Raw genomic sequence first — 16816 nt, forward strand, 5'->3', positions numbered from 1 at the left:
TTCAGGTCTGAAATGGGGGCCTTTGCGTCTGTTCGCGCCGGAAATGGTGACTAGAGCAGGCCTCCTAGGAGGGGCGGAGTGGAGCCGCCGCCCAGCCCCGGCAGCAGACCCGGCAGACCCGGCAGACCCGGCAGGCCGGGCAAACCGGGCAGAGTCGGCAAGCCAGGCAACCCCGGCAGACCCAGACCGCCTAGCCCGCCCAGCAGACCTCCCAGATCCGGCAAGCCGCCCAACAAGCCGCCCAGGTTGCCCAACCCGCCCAGCAAACCGCCCAAGTCGGGCAGGCCGCTGCCCAGCCCGCCGAGCACGTCGCGCAGCCCGTTCGTCACACCGCTCAGGTTCGGCAGTGAGCCGATGCCCGGCAGGACTACCTCCGGCAACGGAACCAGCGGGCCGAGCATAGGCGGCGCACCTATCGCCTCGGCCAACTGCTGTGGCGCGTAGAGCAACAAGCCGGGCAGGATTCCGCCGGTGGGGGTGCCGCCCAGCGGGATGGACAACAACGGGGTCGGGCTTGCCAGCGGGTTCACCACCAGCGTCGTCGTGGACAGTGGCGTGAGGATTCCGCCGAGCGGGATCTGCGCCGTCAGCGGCACGGTAACGCCGGGGAGCGGGCCGACGCCCAACGGCAGGGTTACACCCGGTAGGCCCAAACCGAAGGAGACCTGACCATTCAGGAAGCCATCGGTCACGACCGCCGGAGCCGTCAAGACCGCGACGAGAGCCCCGAAACCGTCCCCGCTCTGCACCGCACTGCCGAACGCCGAGGCGACGGAGACGACCGCGCTGCCCGTAGTGATCGGCGAACCGATGAAGTCAATGCCCAACGCGATCGGGAATCCGAAGAAGGCCGCCCCCAATTCCAAAGCGCCGAGCTGGTTCAATCCAACCGTCAACGGATTGATGTTCGTACCGACGGAGTACGAGAAATCGGTGATGGTCGACAACACGTTGACGAAGTTCTGACCGATTCGAGCCGGTATCGACGCGATCGGCGTGAGGTCGCCCGGGATCAGGCTGAACGCCCCACTGCTCAAATGCTGACCCGCGTTCGAGAATGCCGAAGTGACGATTGCCCCGTAGCTGATCTGATTGGCGACGAACTGCCGCAGGAAGGGGAACGGATTGGCGGCCAGGCCGTTGCCGAGGCTCTGCAGATTCGCGACGGTGTTGCTGAACAGTCGCTCGTAAGGTCCGGTGATCGCGGCAAGGCTGACCGGTGTGGGTCCGGGCGTCGGACCGAAGACACCAGGTAGCAATGCGTTGAGGGAGGGAATGCCGAGGCCGCCCAACAGTCCACCCGGATTGACCAATCCGAGGCCGCCCAACAGCCCGCCGGGACCAGTCAGGCCATCCAGGATCGACGCCGCCGGTAACGCCGCCGCAGCCGCCGGCGCGGCGCTGGCCAGCAGCTGTTGGGCTATCGCGGTTTCCGTGCTGAGGTAAGCGCCCACACTCGAATTCAGCGCCCTGACGAATTCCGCATGGAAAGCCTGAGTGCGAGCGCTGATCGCCTGAAATTCCTCGCCGAAATCGCCGAACATCGCGGCTATGACACCGGAGACTTCGTCGGCGGCGGCGGGCGCGAGACCGGTGGTCAAACCGGCTACGGAATTCGAGGCTTCGGTCAATGCAGCGCGTATGCCCGCCAATTCCTGCGCGGCGACCTGAACCCAATCCGGTGAAACGACGAATGACATAGCCAACTCCCTCGACCCCGATGTCAGCGGCAAACCGGTATGCGCTGGTGGTGAATCACCACCCAAACCCTCAATTAAACATGCGTGCAACTCGATATTTTAGCGAGAGTAATGGGTTCGCGACGCGATTCGGAGAAATTTTGCACGCTGGTCCGACCGCCCCCCGAACCCGCTCAATAGCATCGACACCCGTGGAGTCCCGATGGGTGCTGCACCTGGACATGGACGCGTTCTTCGCGTCCGTCGAACAACTCACCCGGCCGACCCTGCGTGGCCGTCCGGTGCTGGTGGGTGGGCTGGGCGGCCGGGGAGTGGTGGCCGGGGCAAGCTATGAGGCGCGGGTGTTCGGCGCCCGCTCGGCGATGCCGATGCACCAGGCTCGCCGGCTGGTCGGGGCGGCGGCGGTGGTGCTGCCGCCGCGCGGTGTGGTGTACGGCGTGGCCAGTCGGCGCGTCTTCGAAACCGTGCGCAACCTGGTGCCGGTCGTGGAGCAACTGTCGTTCGACGAGGCTTTCGGGGAACCCGCGCAGTTGGCGGGCGCATCGGCGGACGAGGTGCAGTCGTTCTGCGAGGAGCTGCGACGACGGGTGCGTCACGAGACGGGTCTGATCGCCTCGGTGGGCGCGGGCTCGGGCAAACAGATCGCCAAGATCGCCTCCGACCTGGCCAAACCCGACGGAATCCGGGTGGTTCGGCCCGACGAGCAACAGCAGTTGCTCGGTGCGTTGCCGGTGCGGCGGCTGTGGGGGATCGGGCCCGTCGCGGAGGAGAAGCTGCACCGGCTCGGCATCGAGACGATCGGGCAGTTGGCCGCGCTGTCCGATCCCGAGGTGGCTGACATCCTGGGCGCCACCGTCGGGCCCGCGCTGCACCGGCTGGCTCGCGGCATCGATGACCGCGCCGTCGCCGAGCGCGCCGAGGCCAAACAGATCAGCGCCGAGTCGACCTTCGCCGCCGATCTGACCACGCTCGACCAGCTGCGTGAAGCGATCGAGCCGATCGCCGAGCACGCCCATCGGCGCTTGCTCAAAGACGGCCGCGGCGCCCGCACGGTGACGGTGAAGTTGAAGAAATCGGACATGAGCACGCTGACCCGCTCGGCGACGCTGCCCTACGCCACCACCGAACCGAGCGCCCTGGTGGCAGTCGCTCGCCGACTGTTGCTGGATCCGCTGCACATCGGACCCATTCGTCTGCTGGGCGTTGGCTTTTCGGGTCTGAGCGACGTGCGTCAGGAGTCGCTGTTTCCGGACCTGGACGTGGGCCCGGAACCGGTCGACGACGTCCACCACCAGGATTTCGAGACGCTGCGCGCGGCCCTGCTGACCGGGCAGGATGTCCCGTCGTGGCGGGTCGGCGACGACGTGATGCACCGCGACTTCGGGCACGGCTGGGTTCAGGGCGCCGGCCACGGTGTGGTCACCGTCCGGTTCGAGACGCGTAGTACCGGACCCGGCCAAGCCCGGACGTTCCCGCTCGACACCGCCGACCTCAGCGCGGCCAACCCGGTGGACAGCCTGGACTGGCCGGAGTATGTCGGGCGACTGTCAGCCCCAGCGGCCGACGACGTCGGCGACCGGTAGTCCCGCCGCCAGCGTCGCCATCAGCAGCACCCGGGCCTGCGACGGCGCCAACCGCGGCACCGTCAGCGCGCCCGCCTGCACCAGGTCGTGACCCGGTCCATAGCCCGCGCTCACCGGGCCGCCGGGCACCCGCGTGGACACCGCGACCACCACCCCATCGGAGCCGCACAACCGCCGCACCCCGTCGATCACCGCCGCGCCGGCGTTGCCGGAGCCCAGGGCCTCCAACACCACGCCCCGCGCCCCGGCGGCCACGAACGCATCCAGCGCTACCGCATCGCTGCCCAGGTACGCAGCGACGATGTCCACGCGCGGCGCCTCGGCAGCGCCGACCCGGCCGACGAACGGCCGCACCTTGGCCCCCGTCCAGGACACCGCGCCATCGACCGTGCCCAGCAACCTCCCGCCGAACGCGCTCAGGTCCTGCGTCGCCATCTTGCGCAGGCCCAGCGGTTGCAGCACGCTGCCGGCGAAGCAGACGAGCACTCCGAGGTCACGGGCGGCCGGATCGACCGCGACCGCGACGGCGTTACGCAGGTTGGCCGGACCGTCGGCGTCCGGCGCGTCCGCGCTGCGCATCGCCCCGGTCAGCACGATCGGGACGCTGCCCGAATAGGTCAGCTCGAGCCACAGGGCGCTTTCCTCCATGGTGTCGGTGCCGTGGGTGAGGACGATGCCGTCGGCCCCGTCGTCGATGGCCGCGTCCACCGCGGTGCGGATCCGGTCCCAGTCGGCCGGTACCAGTTCGGAGCTGTCCACGGCCAGCACGTCGACCACGTCGACGTCGAGGCCTGCGGCGAGCTCGGCACCCGAGTGGGCGGGCCTGCGTACGCCGTCGGTGCCGGTGCTGGTGGAGATCGTTCCCCCGGTGGTGACGACGGTGACACGGCCCATTCGCGAATCATCCCGCACCCGGGGGGCTGCGGCGAGTGTGCGGGCTCGGTGCGATGGTGGCTGCGCCGCGCTGGGCGATCGCCACTAGTGGACAATGGACGGGTGCCTGACGAACCATCCGGGTCCGCTGATCCGCTGACTTCTGCCGGCGACACCGACGAAGCCCGCGAACCCCAGGCCCACCCGACGCGCCGGCTGCGTCTGTTGTTGTCGGTCGCGGCCGTGGTGCTCACGCTCGACGTGATCACCAAGGTGCTGGCGGTCAAGCTGTTGCCGCCCGGTCAGCCGGTGTCGATCATCGGCGACACGGTCACCTGGACGCTGGTGCGTAACTCGGGCGCCGCGTTCTCGATGGCGACCGGGTACACCTGGCTGCTGACCCTGATCGCGACCGGCGTGGTGGTCGGGATCTTCTGGATGGGCCGCCGACTGGTCTCGCCCTGGTGGGCGCTGGGCTTGGGCATGATCCTCGGCGGCGCGATGGGCAATCTGGTGGACCGCTTCTTCCGGGCCCCCGGCCCGCTGCGCGGACACGTCGTGGATTTTCTGTCGGTGGGCTGGTGGCCGGTGTTCAACGTCGCCGACCCGTCGGTGGTGGGCGGCGCCATCCTGCTGGTCGCGCTCTCTATCTTCGGGTACGACTTCGACACCGTGGGACGACGAAAAGCCAACGCAGAAAACGACATTCGGCCTGAATCCGACGACGCTGGTGACTGAACGCACGATGCCGGTCCCGGAGGGATTGGCGGGCATGCGCGTGGACGCCGGCCTGGCCCGCCTGCTGGGACTGTCCCGCAGCGCCGCCGCGGCCATCGCCGAAGACGGCGGCGTCGAACTCGACGGCGTCCCGGCCGGGAAGTCCGACCGGCTCGCAGCGGGTGCCTGGCTGCAGGTACGGCTGCCCGAACCGCCGAAACCGTTGGAGAACACCCCCGTCGACATCGAGGGCATGACGGTGCTGTACTCCGACGACGACATCGTCGCCGTCGACAAACCCGCCGCGGTGGCCGCGCACGCGTCCGTGGGCTGGACCGGTCCGACGGTGCTGGGCGGTCTGGCCGCCGCGGGCTATCGCATCACCACCTCGGGCGTGCACGAACGCCAGGGCATCGTGCACCGACTCGACGTCGGCACGTCCGGGGTGATGGTGGTGGCGCGCTCCGAACGCGCCTACACGGTCCTCAAGCGGGCGTTCAAGCAGCGCACCGTCGACAAGCGTTATCACGCACTGGTGCAAGGACATCCGGACCCGTCCAGCGGCACGATCGACGCGCCGATCGGCCGTCATCACGGGCCTGAGTGGAAGTTCGCGGTCACCAGCACCGGCCGGCACAGCATCACCCACTACGACACCGTGGAAGCGTTCGTCGCCGCCAGCCTGCTCGATGTGCATCTGGAAACCGGCCGCACCCACCAGATCCGGGTGCACTTCGCGGCGCTGCATCATCCCTGCTGCGGAGACCTCGTTTATGGCGCCGACCCGAAGCTGGCGAAAAGGCTTGGCCTGGAACGGCAATGGTTACATGCCCGGTCGTTGGCCTTCGCCCACCCGGCCGACGGCCGGCGCATCGAGATCGTCAGCCCCTATCCGTCCGACCTGCGGCACGCCTTGGACGTGCTACGCGACGAAGGATGACCGAGCGGGTTTGCGGGCTTCGACCAGCACACGGGCGGCGTGCGCGACGAACGGACCGTCAGCCTCGATCCGCTCGTGCAACTCGCGCAGTTCCCGGCGATAGCGCTCGACGGTGAAATCGGGGACGCACCAGATCACCTTGCGCAGGAAATAGACGACCGCGCCGATGTCGAAGAACTCCTGGCGCAACCGCTCGGACCTCAGCTGCACGATCTGCAGACCGGCCGATTCAGCCTGTGCCCGTTGGGTTTCCGGGTCACGGCGGGCCCAGGCCTCGGGCTGCGGACCGATGAAGTGCTCGACGAGTTCGGCGGCGGTGGCCGGACCGATGTGCTGGGCCAGGTAGCTGCCGCCGGGACGCAGCACCCGCGCGATCTCGGTCCAGTAGACGGTATTGGGGTGCCGACTGGTCACCAGGTCGAAGGCCTCGTCGGCGAACGGCAGCGGCGACTCGGTCGGGGTTGCCACCACCACGACGCCGCGCGGATGCAGACGTCGGGTCGCCAACGCCGCGTTGGGCGGCCAGGACTCCACGGCGGCCATGGTCGGGGGGAAGGTGTCCGCCCCGGCCAGCACTTCGCCGCCTCCGGTCTGCACGTCCAGCGCGGCGGAGACGCCGGCCAACCGGCTGCTCATCAGCCGCTGATACCCCCACGACGGGCGCTGTTCGGTCGCGCGCCCGTCGAGCCAGGAGAAGTCCCAGCCGTCCATCGATGCCGAATCGGCTTCTGCCACCAAGTCTTCGAATGTGCGCCGCATGCTCATTGAGTGCGGCACACGAAATTGATGCCGTTGAGGTTCAGCGTGACTTCACCCTGGTGCTCCCAGTATTCGGAGCCTTGACGTCCGTAGCGGGCGCCGCTGCCCGACGGCTGGATGAACAGAATGATGCGCGTGCCCTTCCAATTGAGCACTGCCGCTTTCGGATCCAGTTCGTTGTAGAACTGGGCGGTCAAGGGTCCCTCGTCCGCCGGACAGTTGTATGTCACGACCGGCGGCGCGACCGTGGCCGGGTCGGCGATGGCCAACTCCACCAGTCGTGTCTGGTAGGCCTCGGTGAGGCAGGTCCGGATGTCGACGAAATCGGCGCACCCGTCGCGCACGGTCAGGAAGGCGTGCTGCGCCGTCGCCAGCGTTGCCTGGTCTGCCCCGGGACGTGCCAGCGCCTGCTGATAGGCGGTCTGCGCCCGGCGGTCCAGGACTGTCAGTTCGGGGTCACTACACACCAGTTGCTGGGCTTTGTTGGTGGATCGCGCGCAGTCCAACACCGGGGTCGGCGAGGTGGTCGTGACGCTGGCCGACAGACCCGGCGACGAACTCGTGGTCGACGAGCCGGTATGCGCCGGTCGCGAACCGCAACCGCCGAGACCGGCCGCAATCACGGCGATCAGTACGGGGGCAAGCTTTCTCGGCATCCGCAATCGGTACCTATTCATCGGTCGATATCCTAGGTTGGCTGTATGACCTGTGTCACACCATCCACACCGCCATCAGGAGCAACTGTCAATGAATCTCGGTGACCTCACGAACCTGGTCGAGAAACCGTTCGCTGCTGTGTCCAACCTGATCAACACGCCGAACTCCGCGGGACGGTACCGTCCGTTCTACTGGCGGAACCTGCTCGATGCCGTACAGGGCCGCTCGCTCAACGAGGCCGTCGAGGGCAGGGTCGCGCTGATCACCGGCGGGTCATCGGGCATCGGTGAGGCCGCCGCACACAAGATCGCCGAGGCCGGCGGCACCGTGGCACTGGTCGCGCGCACCAAAGAGAACCTGGACAAGGTCGCCGAGGACATCCGCGCCAACGGCGGCACCGCGCACGTGTACCCGTGCGATTTGTCCGACGTGGACGCCATCGCCGAGATGGCCGACAAGGTGATCGACGAACTCGGCGGGGTGGACATCCTGGTCAACAATGCCGGGCGTTCCATCCGGCGTTCACTGGCGCTGTCCTACGACCGGATCCACGACTACCAGCGGACGATCCAGTTGAATTACCTGGGCGCGGTCCAGTTGATCCTCAAGTTCATTCCCGGCATGCGTGAACGCGGCTTCGGGCAGATCATCAACGTCTCCTCGGTCGGCGTGCAGACGCGGGCGCCGCGGTTCGGGGCCTACATCGCCAGCAAGGCGGCGCTGGACAGCCTGTGTGACGCGTTGCAGGCCGAGACGGTCAGCGACAACGTCCGTTTCACCACCGTGCACATGGCCCTGGTGCGTACGCCGATGATCAGCCCCACCAAGATGTACGACAAGTTCCCGGCGCTGACGCCGGATCAGGCGGCCGGCGTGATCACCGACGCGCTGATCCACCGGCCCCGTCGGGCCAGTTCCCCGTTCGGACAGTTCGCCGCCGTCGCCGACGCCGTCAACCCGGCCGTGATGGACCGGGTGCGCAACCGCGCCTTCGGCATGTTCGACGACTCCTCGGCCGCCAAGGGAAGCGAATCCTCAACGGACACCGAGCAATTCGACAAGCGAAGCGAGACCTTCCTGCAGGCGACCCGCGGAATCCACTGGTGACGTCATGAGCCTTCCCAAACCGAACAAACAGACCACCGTCGTCATCACCGGCGCCTCCTCGGGGATCGGCACCGAACTGGCCAAAGGTCTTGCACAACGCGGCTTTCCGCTGATGTTGGTCGCCCGTCGCCGGGAACGCCTGGACGAATTGGCCGAAAAGCTGCGCGGCGAGCACAAAGTCGAGGTCGAGGTGTTGCCGCTGGACCTGTCGGACACCGACTCCCGCTCGAAACTGATCGATCGCTTGCACAGCGACTCGATTGCCGGGCTGTGCAACAGCGCGGGATTCGGTACCAGCGGCAACTTCTGGGAGTCGCCGTTCGAGCGGGAGAGCGAACAAGTCACCCTCAACGCGCTGGCCTTGACCGAACTCACGCACGCCGCCTTGCCCGGCATGGTGGAGCGCGGAGCGGGCGCGGTGCTCAACATCGCCTCCATCGCCGGATTCCAGCCCATCCCGTATATGGCGGTGTACTCGGCCACCAAAGCGTTTGTCCTGACGTTCTCCGAGGCCGTCCAGGAGGAGTTGCACGGCACGGGGGTGTCGGTGACCGCGCTGTGTCCGGGGCCGGTACCCACCGAGTGGGCGCAGATCGCCGACGCCGAGCGGTTCAGCCTGCCGCTGTTTCAGACTTCGCCGGAAGACGTTGCCGAGCAAGCGATCCAGGGAATGCTCGCCGGTAAGCGCACCGTGGTGCCGGGGGTGGTGCCCAAGGTCGTCAGCACCAGCGGGCGGCTCATCCCGCGTACCCTGCTACTGCCGGGGATCCGGATCGGCAACGCACTGCGCGGCGGACCCGGACGCTGACCGCTCGGCGCTACGCCCGTCGCCACGGGTGGTCGTCCAGCCAACTGGTGATCAGCGGGACCGCCTCACCGTCGGAACCGCGCAGTTGGTCGACCAGGGTCGAAATCCGTTGCAGCAGAGCGCCATAAGCATTGGCGGCGGCGGCCGCGTAACCTTCGGCGGCCTCGACCTGCCACGGCGCCTGATACTGCGCGGGCAGATTGTGCAACTGCTCGGCCAGGTCTTGCGCCTCTGCCCGCGCGGTCTGTACAAGGCCGCGCACCGCCTCGACGTCACCGCCCCCGGCGTCCAACAGGTGATCGATTTGGCGCACCGTGGAAACCGCTTGCTCGATGCCGCCGGTGTGGGCGGAGATGCCCAGCGGCGGAACAGGGATCGTCAACAGGTGCGGCGACGCTTCCGCGGGGTCGGCTGCGGAAAGTGCCCGGGCGGCCTCGACCTCGGCCTGCGCAGCTTCGCGTGCGGCCTCGATCTGTGCGCCGGCTTGCTCGCGAACGGCGGCCAGTTCGGCCGCCGAGCTCGCGCGTAATTCCTCGATCTCGGCCCGTGCCTGGGTGACGGCGGCTTTGGCTTCGTCGGCTTCGGCGCGGGCCCGCGCCACTTCGGCCGCAGCCGCCTCGCGCACGGACGTGACCTGTTCGCCGGCCTGCCCGCGAGTCTTGGTCAATTCCGCCGCGGCGGCCGACCGTAGCTGCTCCATTTCGGCCTTGATCCGGGCCACTTCGGTCTCGGCGGCCCGCTGCGCGGCCGTGATCGCGCCTTTGGCCTGTCCGCGGGCCGACGCGACTTCGGCTGCGGCGTCGGCACGGATCTGTTCGAGTTCGAGGCGCACCTCCTCCAACGCACGCTGTGCGCTCTCGCGGGCGGTGGCACGTTCGGCGACCCGTTGCTCGGCGCGAGCCTCAGCGGCGGTGACTTTTGTTGTGGCCGCGGCGATCTCGGCCGCGGTGTCCGCGCGGACCCGGTCGAGCTCGGCGCGTACCTGTTCGAAGGCTTGACGGCCAGTCGCCCGGTCCTCGGTGCGCTCGGCCAGTCGTTGTTCGGCCCGGCTTTCGGCGGCGCTGATCTGTTCGGCGGCGGTGGCGAGTTCGGCGGCGGAGTCGGCGCGGACCTGGGCGAGTTCGGCCTGTACCTGTTCCAGAGCTCGCTGGGCGGCCGCGCGCTCGGCGGCGCGTTCCGTCTCCCGCTGCTCGGCAGCTTGCTGGGCGGCCGCCCGCTCGGCGGCATGTTCCGTCTCGCGCTGTTCGGCAGCTTGCTGGGCGGCCGCGCGCTCGGCCGCCCACTCTTCCTCCCGCTGAGCGGCTTGGGCCTGCACCTGACGAACCCGTTCCCGCGCGGCGGTGGCCACCCGGGCCGACTGTTCGGCCTGCGCCCGCGCCATCGAGACGGCCGCTTCGGCGTCCTTGCGGCCCTGCTGGGCCTCCCGCGCCTGGCCCTCGGCCGCAACCCGCATGTGGTCGGCCTCGACCAACCGCATCACCGGCGAGAGTCGCTTGCGTGCCGGGCCGGAGCGCTGGCGGTGGTCGATTAACTCCCGCTCGCTCATCGCCGCGAGCGCGACCAACTCGGTGGGCGGCTGCTGGCCCTGCCGTTCGGCGGCCGACACCGCATCCGCCGCGGCGCGCTTGGTCAACGCCGCCCACGCCGCGGGGTCGAGGTCCTCGATGTGTTGCCGGGTAGTGCTCACGCGTGACGGCGCCTTCCTTTGCCGGCGGGTTCGGCGGCGCTGTCCTCGGCGGGTTCGGCGGCCGCCTCACGCGGCGTCGGGGCCTCCCGCGGCGTCGGCGCCTCCCGCGGCGCCGGGGCGTCCCGTCGTGATCCCTGCCGGGCGGTGAACTGGGACAGCGGACCGGCCTGCTGTACCAGCACCAGCGAGAACTGGTTCATATACACCGTCACCGACCGGGCCAACGTGTCGTCGCCGAGGTGCTCGGCGTCGCGCAACAACCCGCGCAGCAGTTCCAGCGCCAATTCCGGGCCGAGGCCCAACGTGGCGTTCTCGCTGGCGGCCGGTTCGATCCCCGCGGTTTCCACCACCCACACCAGCCGCTGCCAGCAGCGGGCCAGCGCCGCGCTGCGCTGCTCGTCTTCGCGCAGTTCCTGATGGTGGCGCTCACGCTGTTCGGTCTGCGCCTCTTCCCGTCGGGCGGCCCGGCGCGCGGCGAAATACGCGATGACCGCGAGGATGATGGCGACGGTCAGGGCCGCGGCGCCGCCGAACCCCGCGGACGTCAAGAATTCACGCGCCGATGGCAAGCTCATGGCTCGGACGGTACCGCAACCGGCCCCTGAAAAACCGCGCGAACCTGGCGTACCGAGTTGCTAGCGGTCGGGCGCGATCTTGAGCACTTGGCCTGGTTTGACGATCTTGTCGGATCGATCTGACCGCGCCGAGGTGAGGACGTAGACGGTGCCCTCGGAATCCACCGCGACGCCGCTGGTGTGGCCGCCCAGCGGCACCTCGACCGCTCTGCCCGCCGGGGGCAACTGGAAGAAGCCCTTGCCGAATCCGTCGCCGACGAAGATGTCTCCCGCGCTGCCGATCGCGATGTGATTCGGTTCGATGAGTCCGGGGATGGTCAACGCGACGGGGCTGGTTGCTCCGACGGCAAGTTTGAGGACCTGACCGCGGCCGGCGCCCTTGATGGCGGAGGACACATAGACGTTGCCGTCCTTGTCGACGGCCATCCCGCGCGGCAGAAACAGGTTCTGGAAGGACAGGTCGGTCGGCCGGTTCTCGCCCGGAGCCAGCTTCTTCGCCCCGTACTTCAGATCTGTGCCGTCACTCATCAGGGCCCCGGCTGCATAGGTGTTGCCGGCCTGGTCGACCGCGATGGCCTTTATCGAGGAAAAACCCCGGAACGGCAACCGAATTGGGCTGGTCTTGCCCGACTCGAGCAGATAGACCTGGGCGTCGTCGCTGTAGTAGATGTTGCCGGCCGTGTCGACCGCCAGGTCTGTCGCCGAACGGAAGTTGGCGCCGGTGACGTCCAGGGAGGTCGCGCCGCCGGCGCCCGACGCCAGCTTCCACAGCTTCGCCGGCGCTGACTCGAATGGGCCGGCGTCGGCGGCCGGGACGACGGAGGCCAGCACATAGACATTGCCGGCACCGTCCACCACGACGCTCTTGGTGGGATAGAGGCCGGGAAACGGCAACACGGTGGGTTGCGCGGTATAGGTGCGTCGCGGCGGGGCGGTGCTCGTGGTGGGAGCGGCCCGATCGCCGCGGTGGGCCAACCGCGGGATTGCGATGGCGCCGGCCACGACGGCGGCGACGATGACGACGGCGGCAACCAGAGGACCGATGCGCCGTCGTCGCCGCGGCGGCGCCAGCTGGACGGGACGCGAGTGCGGGTAGGACACCGTCGGCGAACGTCCGTGGATCGGATCCCATTGCGGCGGTTGCGGACTGGGCACGACCGGCTGCGGCAGTTCGAACGAGCGGGTGGCTGCCTGGGAAGCTCGCGCGGGCTTGTCGGCCAGGGCGCCCTGTGCCGCGGCCACCAGCTCGGCGGCGCTGCGGTACCGGTCGTCGGGATTGGCGGCCAGGCCGCGGGCGATGACGGCGTCGAGGCCGGCGGGGACGCCGGGACGCTGAAGGCTGGGGGGAGGGACCGGCCCGGCGGGATCCGGCGGGTGCCCGGTCAGGCATTCGTAGAGCACCTGTGCCAGCGCGTGGATGTCGGCACGATAGGCCGCCCCGCTGTCGGTGACCAGCACTCGGGTCCGGTCGGCTGACGGCGTGGCCCCGCTGGTGTCGCTCAGGTACACCGACCCGTCACCGGCCAGCAGAATGGCAGTCGTCGTGACGTTGCGGTGGCCGGTCCGGTTGGCGTGGGCGGCGTCGATCGCGGCCGCGACCCGGCGGACCACGTCGACCGCACGCGCCGGATCCAGCGGACCATGTTGCGCCAGTATGGTTTTCAGGTCGCCGCTGGGGGTATCGCCCATCAGCCCGCCCCGACCTTGAGCAGTCGGTTGTTCTCGGTCAGGTAGATGCCGCCGGCCGCGTCGACGGCTATACCGCCGAACGGCTGGTTCTCCGGTGCGAACAACAGGGTCGGGGTCGCCGCGCCCACCGCGAGTTTGACCAAGCGCCCCATATTGTCTGCGTTGTCGACGACGTAGATGTTGCCCTGTCCGTCGACCACCACACCCTGCGCCCTGCCGAGCTGTCCGAACGGAACCTGGGCCGGGTCGGTGTCCCCGCGGGCCAACTTGAGCACCCGACCCGCCTGCAGGGCGTAGACGTTGCCGGCGCCGTCCACCGCCACGTCCTCGAAAAACCCACTGCCGAACGGCAATACGGTCGGAGCAGCCGCACCGGGCGCGAGCTGGAGCACCCGGTCGTTGGCGGCGACGTAGACCGTGCCGGCAGGGTCTACCGCGATGCCGTTGGGAACGAGTCGGCCGAACGGCAACTCGACCTGGTCGGTGGCACCGGGAGCCAATTTGTAGACTCTGCCGCCTCCTTCACGGGGCAGGTCGGTGACGTAGACGCCGCCGGCCGGATCCACGCTCACGCGCTTGGGCCGGCTGAGTCCGCGGAAGGGCAGCTCGACGGGCGCCGTGGAGTTGGGGGCCAGTTTGTAGATCCGGGTGCTGCTGGTGTCGACGACGTAGACGTCACCGCCGGGCCCGACCGTCACACCGCTCAGCTGGCCGTTTCCGAGGACCGGCAACCGGGTGGCGTTCAGCGTCGGCGCCGTGCTGGTGGAAGCCGGGGCGGTGCTGGCGGTCTGCGGCGCGGCGCTGCCGCTGGGATCGGCGTGCCGGTTCGGGGCGGGCCAAGCCAGCACCGCGACGGTCGCGACGACGGCGGCGACCACCGCGACGGCGGCGGCTGTCCACAGCGCGCGCCGACTAGACTTGCGCCGCAACGGTTTCGGGTGTGTCCAGGGCTGAGTGTTCGTAACCTGTTGCGGCGTCCACTGATTCACCGGGGTGCTCAACGCGCGCTGCGCTGCCGCTGCCAATTCGCCGGCGCTGCGGTAGCGGGCGGCGGGGTCCTTGGCCATGCCGCGGGCGATGACCTCGTCGAACCCGACCGGTATGCCGGGATGTTCCCGGCTGGGCTGCGGCGGTGGCGACGCCAGGTGCGCCGCCACCAAAGCCGGTATCTCCGTTCGGTTCTCATACGGTGTCACCCCGGTCAGGCATTCGTACAGCACGCATGCCAGCGCGTAGATGTCGGCGCCCGCGGTGACCTGCCCGGAGGCGAGACGTTCCGGGGCCAGGTAGGCGAACGAGCCGACCGTGGTGCCCTCGCTGGTGAGCTTGGTGTCGGTGGCGGCGTTCGCCAGCCCGAAGTCGACCAGGCAGGCGAAGTCGTCACGGCCGAGCAGGATGTTGGCGGGTTTGACGTCGCGGTGGATCACCGTTTCGGCGTGCGCGGCGTCCAGCGCGGCGGCGATCTGCCGCACCACATGCACCGCGCGCGCCGCACCCAGCGCCCCGCCGCGTTCCAGCGTGCTCTGCAAGTCGGTGCCCTCGATGAGCCGCATGTCGATGTAGAGCTGCCCGTCGATCTCACCGCAGCCGTGGATCGGCACCACGTGCGGGTCGTGCAGCCGCCCGGCGGTGCGGGCCTCCCGGAAGAGCCGTTCCCGGAACGCCGGATTGTGCGAGTAGCTGCTGGACAACAGTTTCAGTGCGACCACCCGGTGCATGACGGTGTCTTCGGCTTCGTAGACCTCCCCGAACCCACCGCTGCCCAGCAGCCGGCGCAGTACGTACGGCCCGAACCGGGAACCCACTCGCGGGGCAGAAGTCATTGCGCGGCACCCAGTTCCAGGACTTTGCCGGTGGCACAGTCGTCGCCCCGGTGACAGTCGACGACGAACAGGTCGCCGTCCTTGTCGGTCGCCACCCCGAACGGGTAGTTCAACCCGGGGAAGGTTACCTGGGTGGCGCTGGTCGCGCCGGCGGCCAGCTTGAAGATGCCGCGACCTTCGATGTCGGAGACATAGACGTTGCCCTTCTTGTCCACCGCCACACCGTAGGGCTGCTGCAGTCCGGCGAACGGTAGCTCGGTGGGGGTGTCGGCACCGGCGGGCAGCTTCAACACATGCCGGTCGTCGCTGTCGGCGATGTAGAGGTTGCCGTCGTCGTCCACCGCGATCCCGACCGGCGTGTTCAACGGGGTGGTGGGCATCAGCACGGTCGGGCTCGAGGCGCCGGGCGCCAGCTTGAGCACCTGCCGCAGCGCCCCGTCGGTGACGTAGAGGCTGCCCTCCCTGCCCGCCGTCACACCCAGTGGCCGTCCGAGGTGCCCGAACGGCATCGGAGTGGGCCCGCGCGCGCCCGGCGCCAATTTCCACACTCCCGGCGCGTGGGAGTCGGCGACGTAGACGTTGCCCGCCGAATCCACCGCCACCCCCTCGGCAAAGAGCTCCCCGAACGGCAATTCGGTGGGGGAGCTTTGGCCGGCCGCCAGCTTCAGCACCCGGCCGTTGGGGGAGCGGTTGGTCAGCTCGGTGGCGTAAACGTTGCCGGTGCCGTCGACGGCCACGCCGCGCGCCTTGACCAGGTCGGGATATTTCAACACGGTCGGGACGCTCGACGAGGGGCGCGACGTGCTGGTGCTCGTGGACTGTGACGGCGCGGGCCGGCGCGCGATTGCCACCATCGCGACCACCGCCACCGCGACCACCACTGCTGCGGCGGTGGCAGCAATCACTTTGCGGCGGATCGGTTTTCGGCCCGGGGGGTGGGCCCAGGCCGGCGGCGGGAGCGGTCGGGGCGCCGGTGGTGGGGGCGGCGGCGTGATCGCCCACTCACGGGTGGTGGCGGCGGGGCCGAGGGCGCGCTGGGCGGCCGCGGCGAGTTCGCCCGCGCTGGGGTACCGATCGTCGGGGTTTTTGGCCATGCCCTTCGCGACGACCTCGTCCAGCGCCGCGGGGATGCCGGCCCGGGCTTGGCTGGGCCGCGGAATCGGCGCGGTCAGGTGAGCGTTGATCAGCGCGCTGAGGTCCTGGTGTTGCGCATAGGGCGTCTCACCCGTCAGCAGTTCGTAGAGCACGCAGGCCAGCGCGTACACGTCGCTGCGGTGGTCGATCACGGGGTGCTGCGAAAGACGTTCCGGGGCAACGTAATCAAAGGTGCCGACGGCCTTGCCGGTCCGGGTGAGCCGGGCTTCGCCGGCGGCGCTGGCCAGACCGAAGTCGACCAGGCTCGCGAAGTCGTCCCCGGACAACAGGATGTTGGCGGGTTTGACGTCCCGGTGCAGCACCGTCTCGGCGTGCGCGGCGTCCAGAGCGCCGGCGATCTGACTCACCAGGTTCACAGCGCGCGCCGGCACCAGCGGGCCGTCCCGGCGCAGCACCGTCTCCAGGTCCACCCCGCGCACCAACCGCATGTCGATGTAGACCTGTCCGTCGATCTCACCGCAGCCGTGGATCGGCAGCACATGCGGTTCACGCAGCCGCCCAGCGGTCCGCGCCTCCCGGAACAGTCGCTCACGAAACACCGGGTTCAGCGAAAACGTGCTGCTCAGCAGTTTGAGCGCCACCACCCGGTGCATGGCGGTGTCTTCGGCTTCGTAGACCTCGCCGAAGCCGCCGGCGCCCAGCAGCCGGACCAACCGATACGGTCCGAACTGCGAACCCGCCCGATTCTCGACCACTACCCGACCCTCCGCTTCGTCGCCGAGCGTATCCGGCGCGCACCACCG

14 protein-coding genes are annotated in these 16816 nt (G+C 69.1%); 5 read left to right on the top strand and 9 right to left on the bottom strand.

All coding sequences use genetic code 11. From position 1 onward, the window contains the following. Positions 1-50 precede the first annotated feature (50 nt). Positions 51-1700, bottom strand: a complete 1650-nt coding sequence (locus AC5Y47_RS11615; RefSeq protein ID WP_499944132.1) for a PE family protein — start codon at positions 1698-1700, stop codon at positions 51-53. 221 nt (positions 1701-1921) lie between these two features. Here AC5Y47_RS11615 and AC5Y47_RS11620 point away from each other — a divergent pair, with 221 nt between their 5' ends. Continuing rightward, positions 1922-3283 carry a DNA polymerase IV gene (locus AC5Y47_RS11620; RefSeq protein ID WP_499944247.1) on the top strand — a complete coding sequence of 454 codons (1362 nt, stop codon included), beginning with the start codon at positions 1922-1924 and terminating at the stop codon, positions 3281-3283. Here AC5Y47_RS11620 and AC5Y47_RS11625 read toward each other — a convergent pair. After that, positions 3248-4177 (bottom strand): asparaginase, encoded by a 930-nt coding sequence (locus AC5Y47_RS11625; RefSeq protein ID WP_499944133.1) that lies wholly within the window; start codon positions 4175-4177, stop codon positions 3248-3250. The genes AC5Y47_RS11620 and AC5Y47_RS11625 overlap by 36 nt on opposite strands. A 102-nt stretch (positions 4178-4279) precedes the next feature. Here AC5Y47_RS11625 and lspA point away from each other — a divergent pair, with 102 nt between their 5' ends. Both lspA and AC5Y47_RS11635 read left to right on the top strand, forming a co-directional pair. Further along, positions 4280-4894 (top strand): signal peptidase II, encoded by a 615-nt coding sequence (gene lspA, locus AC5Y47_RS11630; protein ID WP_499944134.1) that lies wholly within the window; start codon positions 4280-4282, stop codon positions 4892-4894. Beyond that, complete coding sequence (locus AC5Y47_RS11635; RefSeq protein ID WP_499944135.1) at positions 4887-5813, top strand: RluA family pseudouridine synthase; 927 nt, start codon at positions 4887-4889, stop codon at positions 5811-5813. Before lspA ends, AC5Y47_RS11635 begins: the two co-directional genes overlap by 8 nt. Here the strand turns inward: AC5Y47_RS11635 and AC5Y47_RS11640 are convergent. After that, positions 5796-6572, bottom strand: a complete 777-nt coding sequence (locus AC5Y47_RS11640) for a class I SAM-dependent methyltransferase (RefSeq protein WP_499944136.1) — start codon at positions 6570-6572, stop codon at positions 5796-5798. The genes AC5Y47_RS11635 and AC5Y47_RS11640 overlap by 18 nt on opposite strands. A 2-nt stretch (positions 6573-6574) precedes the next feature. Next, positions 6575-7249, bottom strand: a complete 675-nt coding sequence (locus AC5Y47_RS11645; protein WP_499944137.1) for an MliC family protein — start codon at positions 7247-7249, stop codon at positions 6575-6577. A 70-nt stretch (positions 7250-7319) separates the two neighbouring features. Between AC5Y47_RS11645 and AC5Y47_RS11650 the strand changes: the two genes are divergently transcribed. Together AC5Y47_RS11650 and AC5Y47_RS11655 are read left to right on the top strand one after the other, a co-directional pair. Beyond that, on the top strand, positions 7320-8336 hold the full coding sequence (locus tag AC5Y47_RS11650) for an SDR family NAD(P)-dependent oxidoreductase (RefSeq protein ID WP_499944138.1): 1017 nt from the start codon (positions 7320-7322) through the stop codon (positions 8334-8336). Positions 8337-8340: 4 nt separating this feature from the next. Further along, positions 8341-9144 (top strand): SDR family NAD(P)-dependent oxidoreductase, encoded by an 804-nt coding sequence (locus tag AC5Y47_RS11655; RefSeq protein ID WP_499944139.1) that lies wholly within the window; start codon positions 8341-8343, stop codon positions 9142-9144. Between the two features lie 10 nt (positions 9145-9154). Here the strand turns inward: AC5Y47_RS11655 and AC5Y47_RS11660 are convergent, their stop codons facing one another. Genes AC5Y47_RS11660 through AC5Y47_RS11680 form a run of 5 tightly spaced genes read right to left on the bottom strand, consistent with a single transcriptional unit; the run spans position 9155 to position 16768 of the window. Beyond that, positions 9155-10831 carry a coiled-coil domain-containing protein gene (locus tag AC5Y47_RS11660; protein WP_499944140.1) on the bottom strand — a complete coding sequence of 559 codons (1677 nt, stop codon included), beginning with the start codon at positions 10829-10831 and terminating at the stop codon, positions 9155-9157. Then, positions 10828-11406 carry a hypothetical protein gene (locus AC5Y47_RS11665; RefSeq protein WP_499944141.1) on the bottom strand — a complete coding sequence of 193 codons (579 nt, stop codon included), beginning with the start codon at positions 11404-11406 and terminating at the stop codon, positions 10828-10830. Before AC5Y47_RS11665 ends, AC5Y47_RS11660 begins: the two co-directional genes overlap by 4 nt. A gap of 60 nt (positions 11407-11466) precedes the next feature. Beyond that, the gene (locus tag AC5Y47_RS11670; protein WP_499944142.1) at positions 11467-13095 is read right to left on the bottom strand and encodes a hypothetical protein; all 1629 of its coding nucleotides are present in this window, start codon (positions 13093-13095) and stop codon (positions 11467-11469) included. Next, on the bottom strand, positions 13095-14918 hold the full coding sequence (locus AC5Y47_RS11675; protein WP_499944144.1) for a serine/threonine-protein kinase: 1824 nt from the start codon (positions 14916-14918) through the stop codon (positions 13095-13097). Before AC5Y47_RS11675 ends, AC5Y47_RS11670 begins: the two co-directional genes overlap by 1 nt. Then, on the bottom strand, positions 14915-16768 hold the full coding sequence (locus AC5Y47_RS11680) for a serine/threonine-protein kinase PknD (RefSeq protein WP_499944145.1): 1854 nt from the start codon (positions 16766-16768) through the stop codon (positions 14915-14917). The genes AC5Y47_RS11675 and AC5Y47_RS11680 overlap by 4 nt, the downstream gene beginning before the upstream one ends. Between the last annotated feature and the right edge of the window lie 48 nt (positions 16769-16816).

Source organism: Mycobacterium sp. NGS22 (genome assembly GCF_059813095.1).

Coding starts and splice junctions, on each gene's coding strand:
- AC5Y47_RS11615 (WP_499944132.1), bottom strand. CDS start 1,700: ATGTCATTCGTCGTTTCACCGGATTGGGTTCAGGTCGCCGCGCAGGAA.
- AC5Y47_RS11620 (WP_499944247.1), top strand. CDS start 1,922: ATGGACGCGTTCTTCGCGTCCGTCGAACAACTCACCCGGCCGACCCTG.
- AC5Y47_RS11625 (WP_499944133.1), bottom strand. CDS start 4,177: ATGGGCCGTGTCACCGTCGTCACCACCGGGGGAACGATCTCCACCAGC.
- AC5Y47_RS11640 (WP_499944136.1), bottom strand. CDS start 6,572: ATGCGGCGCACATTCGAAGACTTGGTGGCAGAAGCCGATTCGGCATCG.
- AC5Y47_RS11645 (WP_499944137.1), bottom strand. CDS start 7,249: ATGAATAGGTACCGATTGCGGATGCCGAGAAAGCTTGCCCCCGTACTG.
- AC5Y47_RS11650 (WP_499944138.1), top strand. CDS start 7,320: ATGAATCTCGGTGACCTCACGAACCTGGTCGAGAAACCGTTCGCTGCT.
- AC5Y47_RS11655 (WP_499944139.1), top strand. CDS start 8,341: ATGAGCCTTCCCAAACCGAACAAACAGACCACCGTCGTCATCACCGGC.
- AC5Y47_RS11665 (WP_499944141.1), bottom strand. CDS start 11,406: ATGAGCTTGCCATCGGCGCGTGAATTCTTGACGTCCGCGGGGTTCGGC.
- AC5Y47_RS11670 (WP_499944142.1), bottom strand. CDS start 13,095: ATGGGCGATACCCCCAGCGGCGACCTGAAAACCATACTGGCGCAACAT.
- AC5Y47_RS11675 (WP_499944144.1), bottom strand. CDS start 14,918: ATGACTTCTGCCCCGCGAGTGGGTTCCCGGTTCGGGCCGTACGTACTG.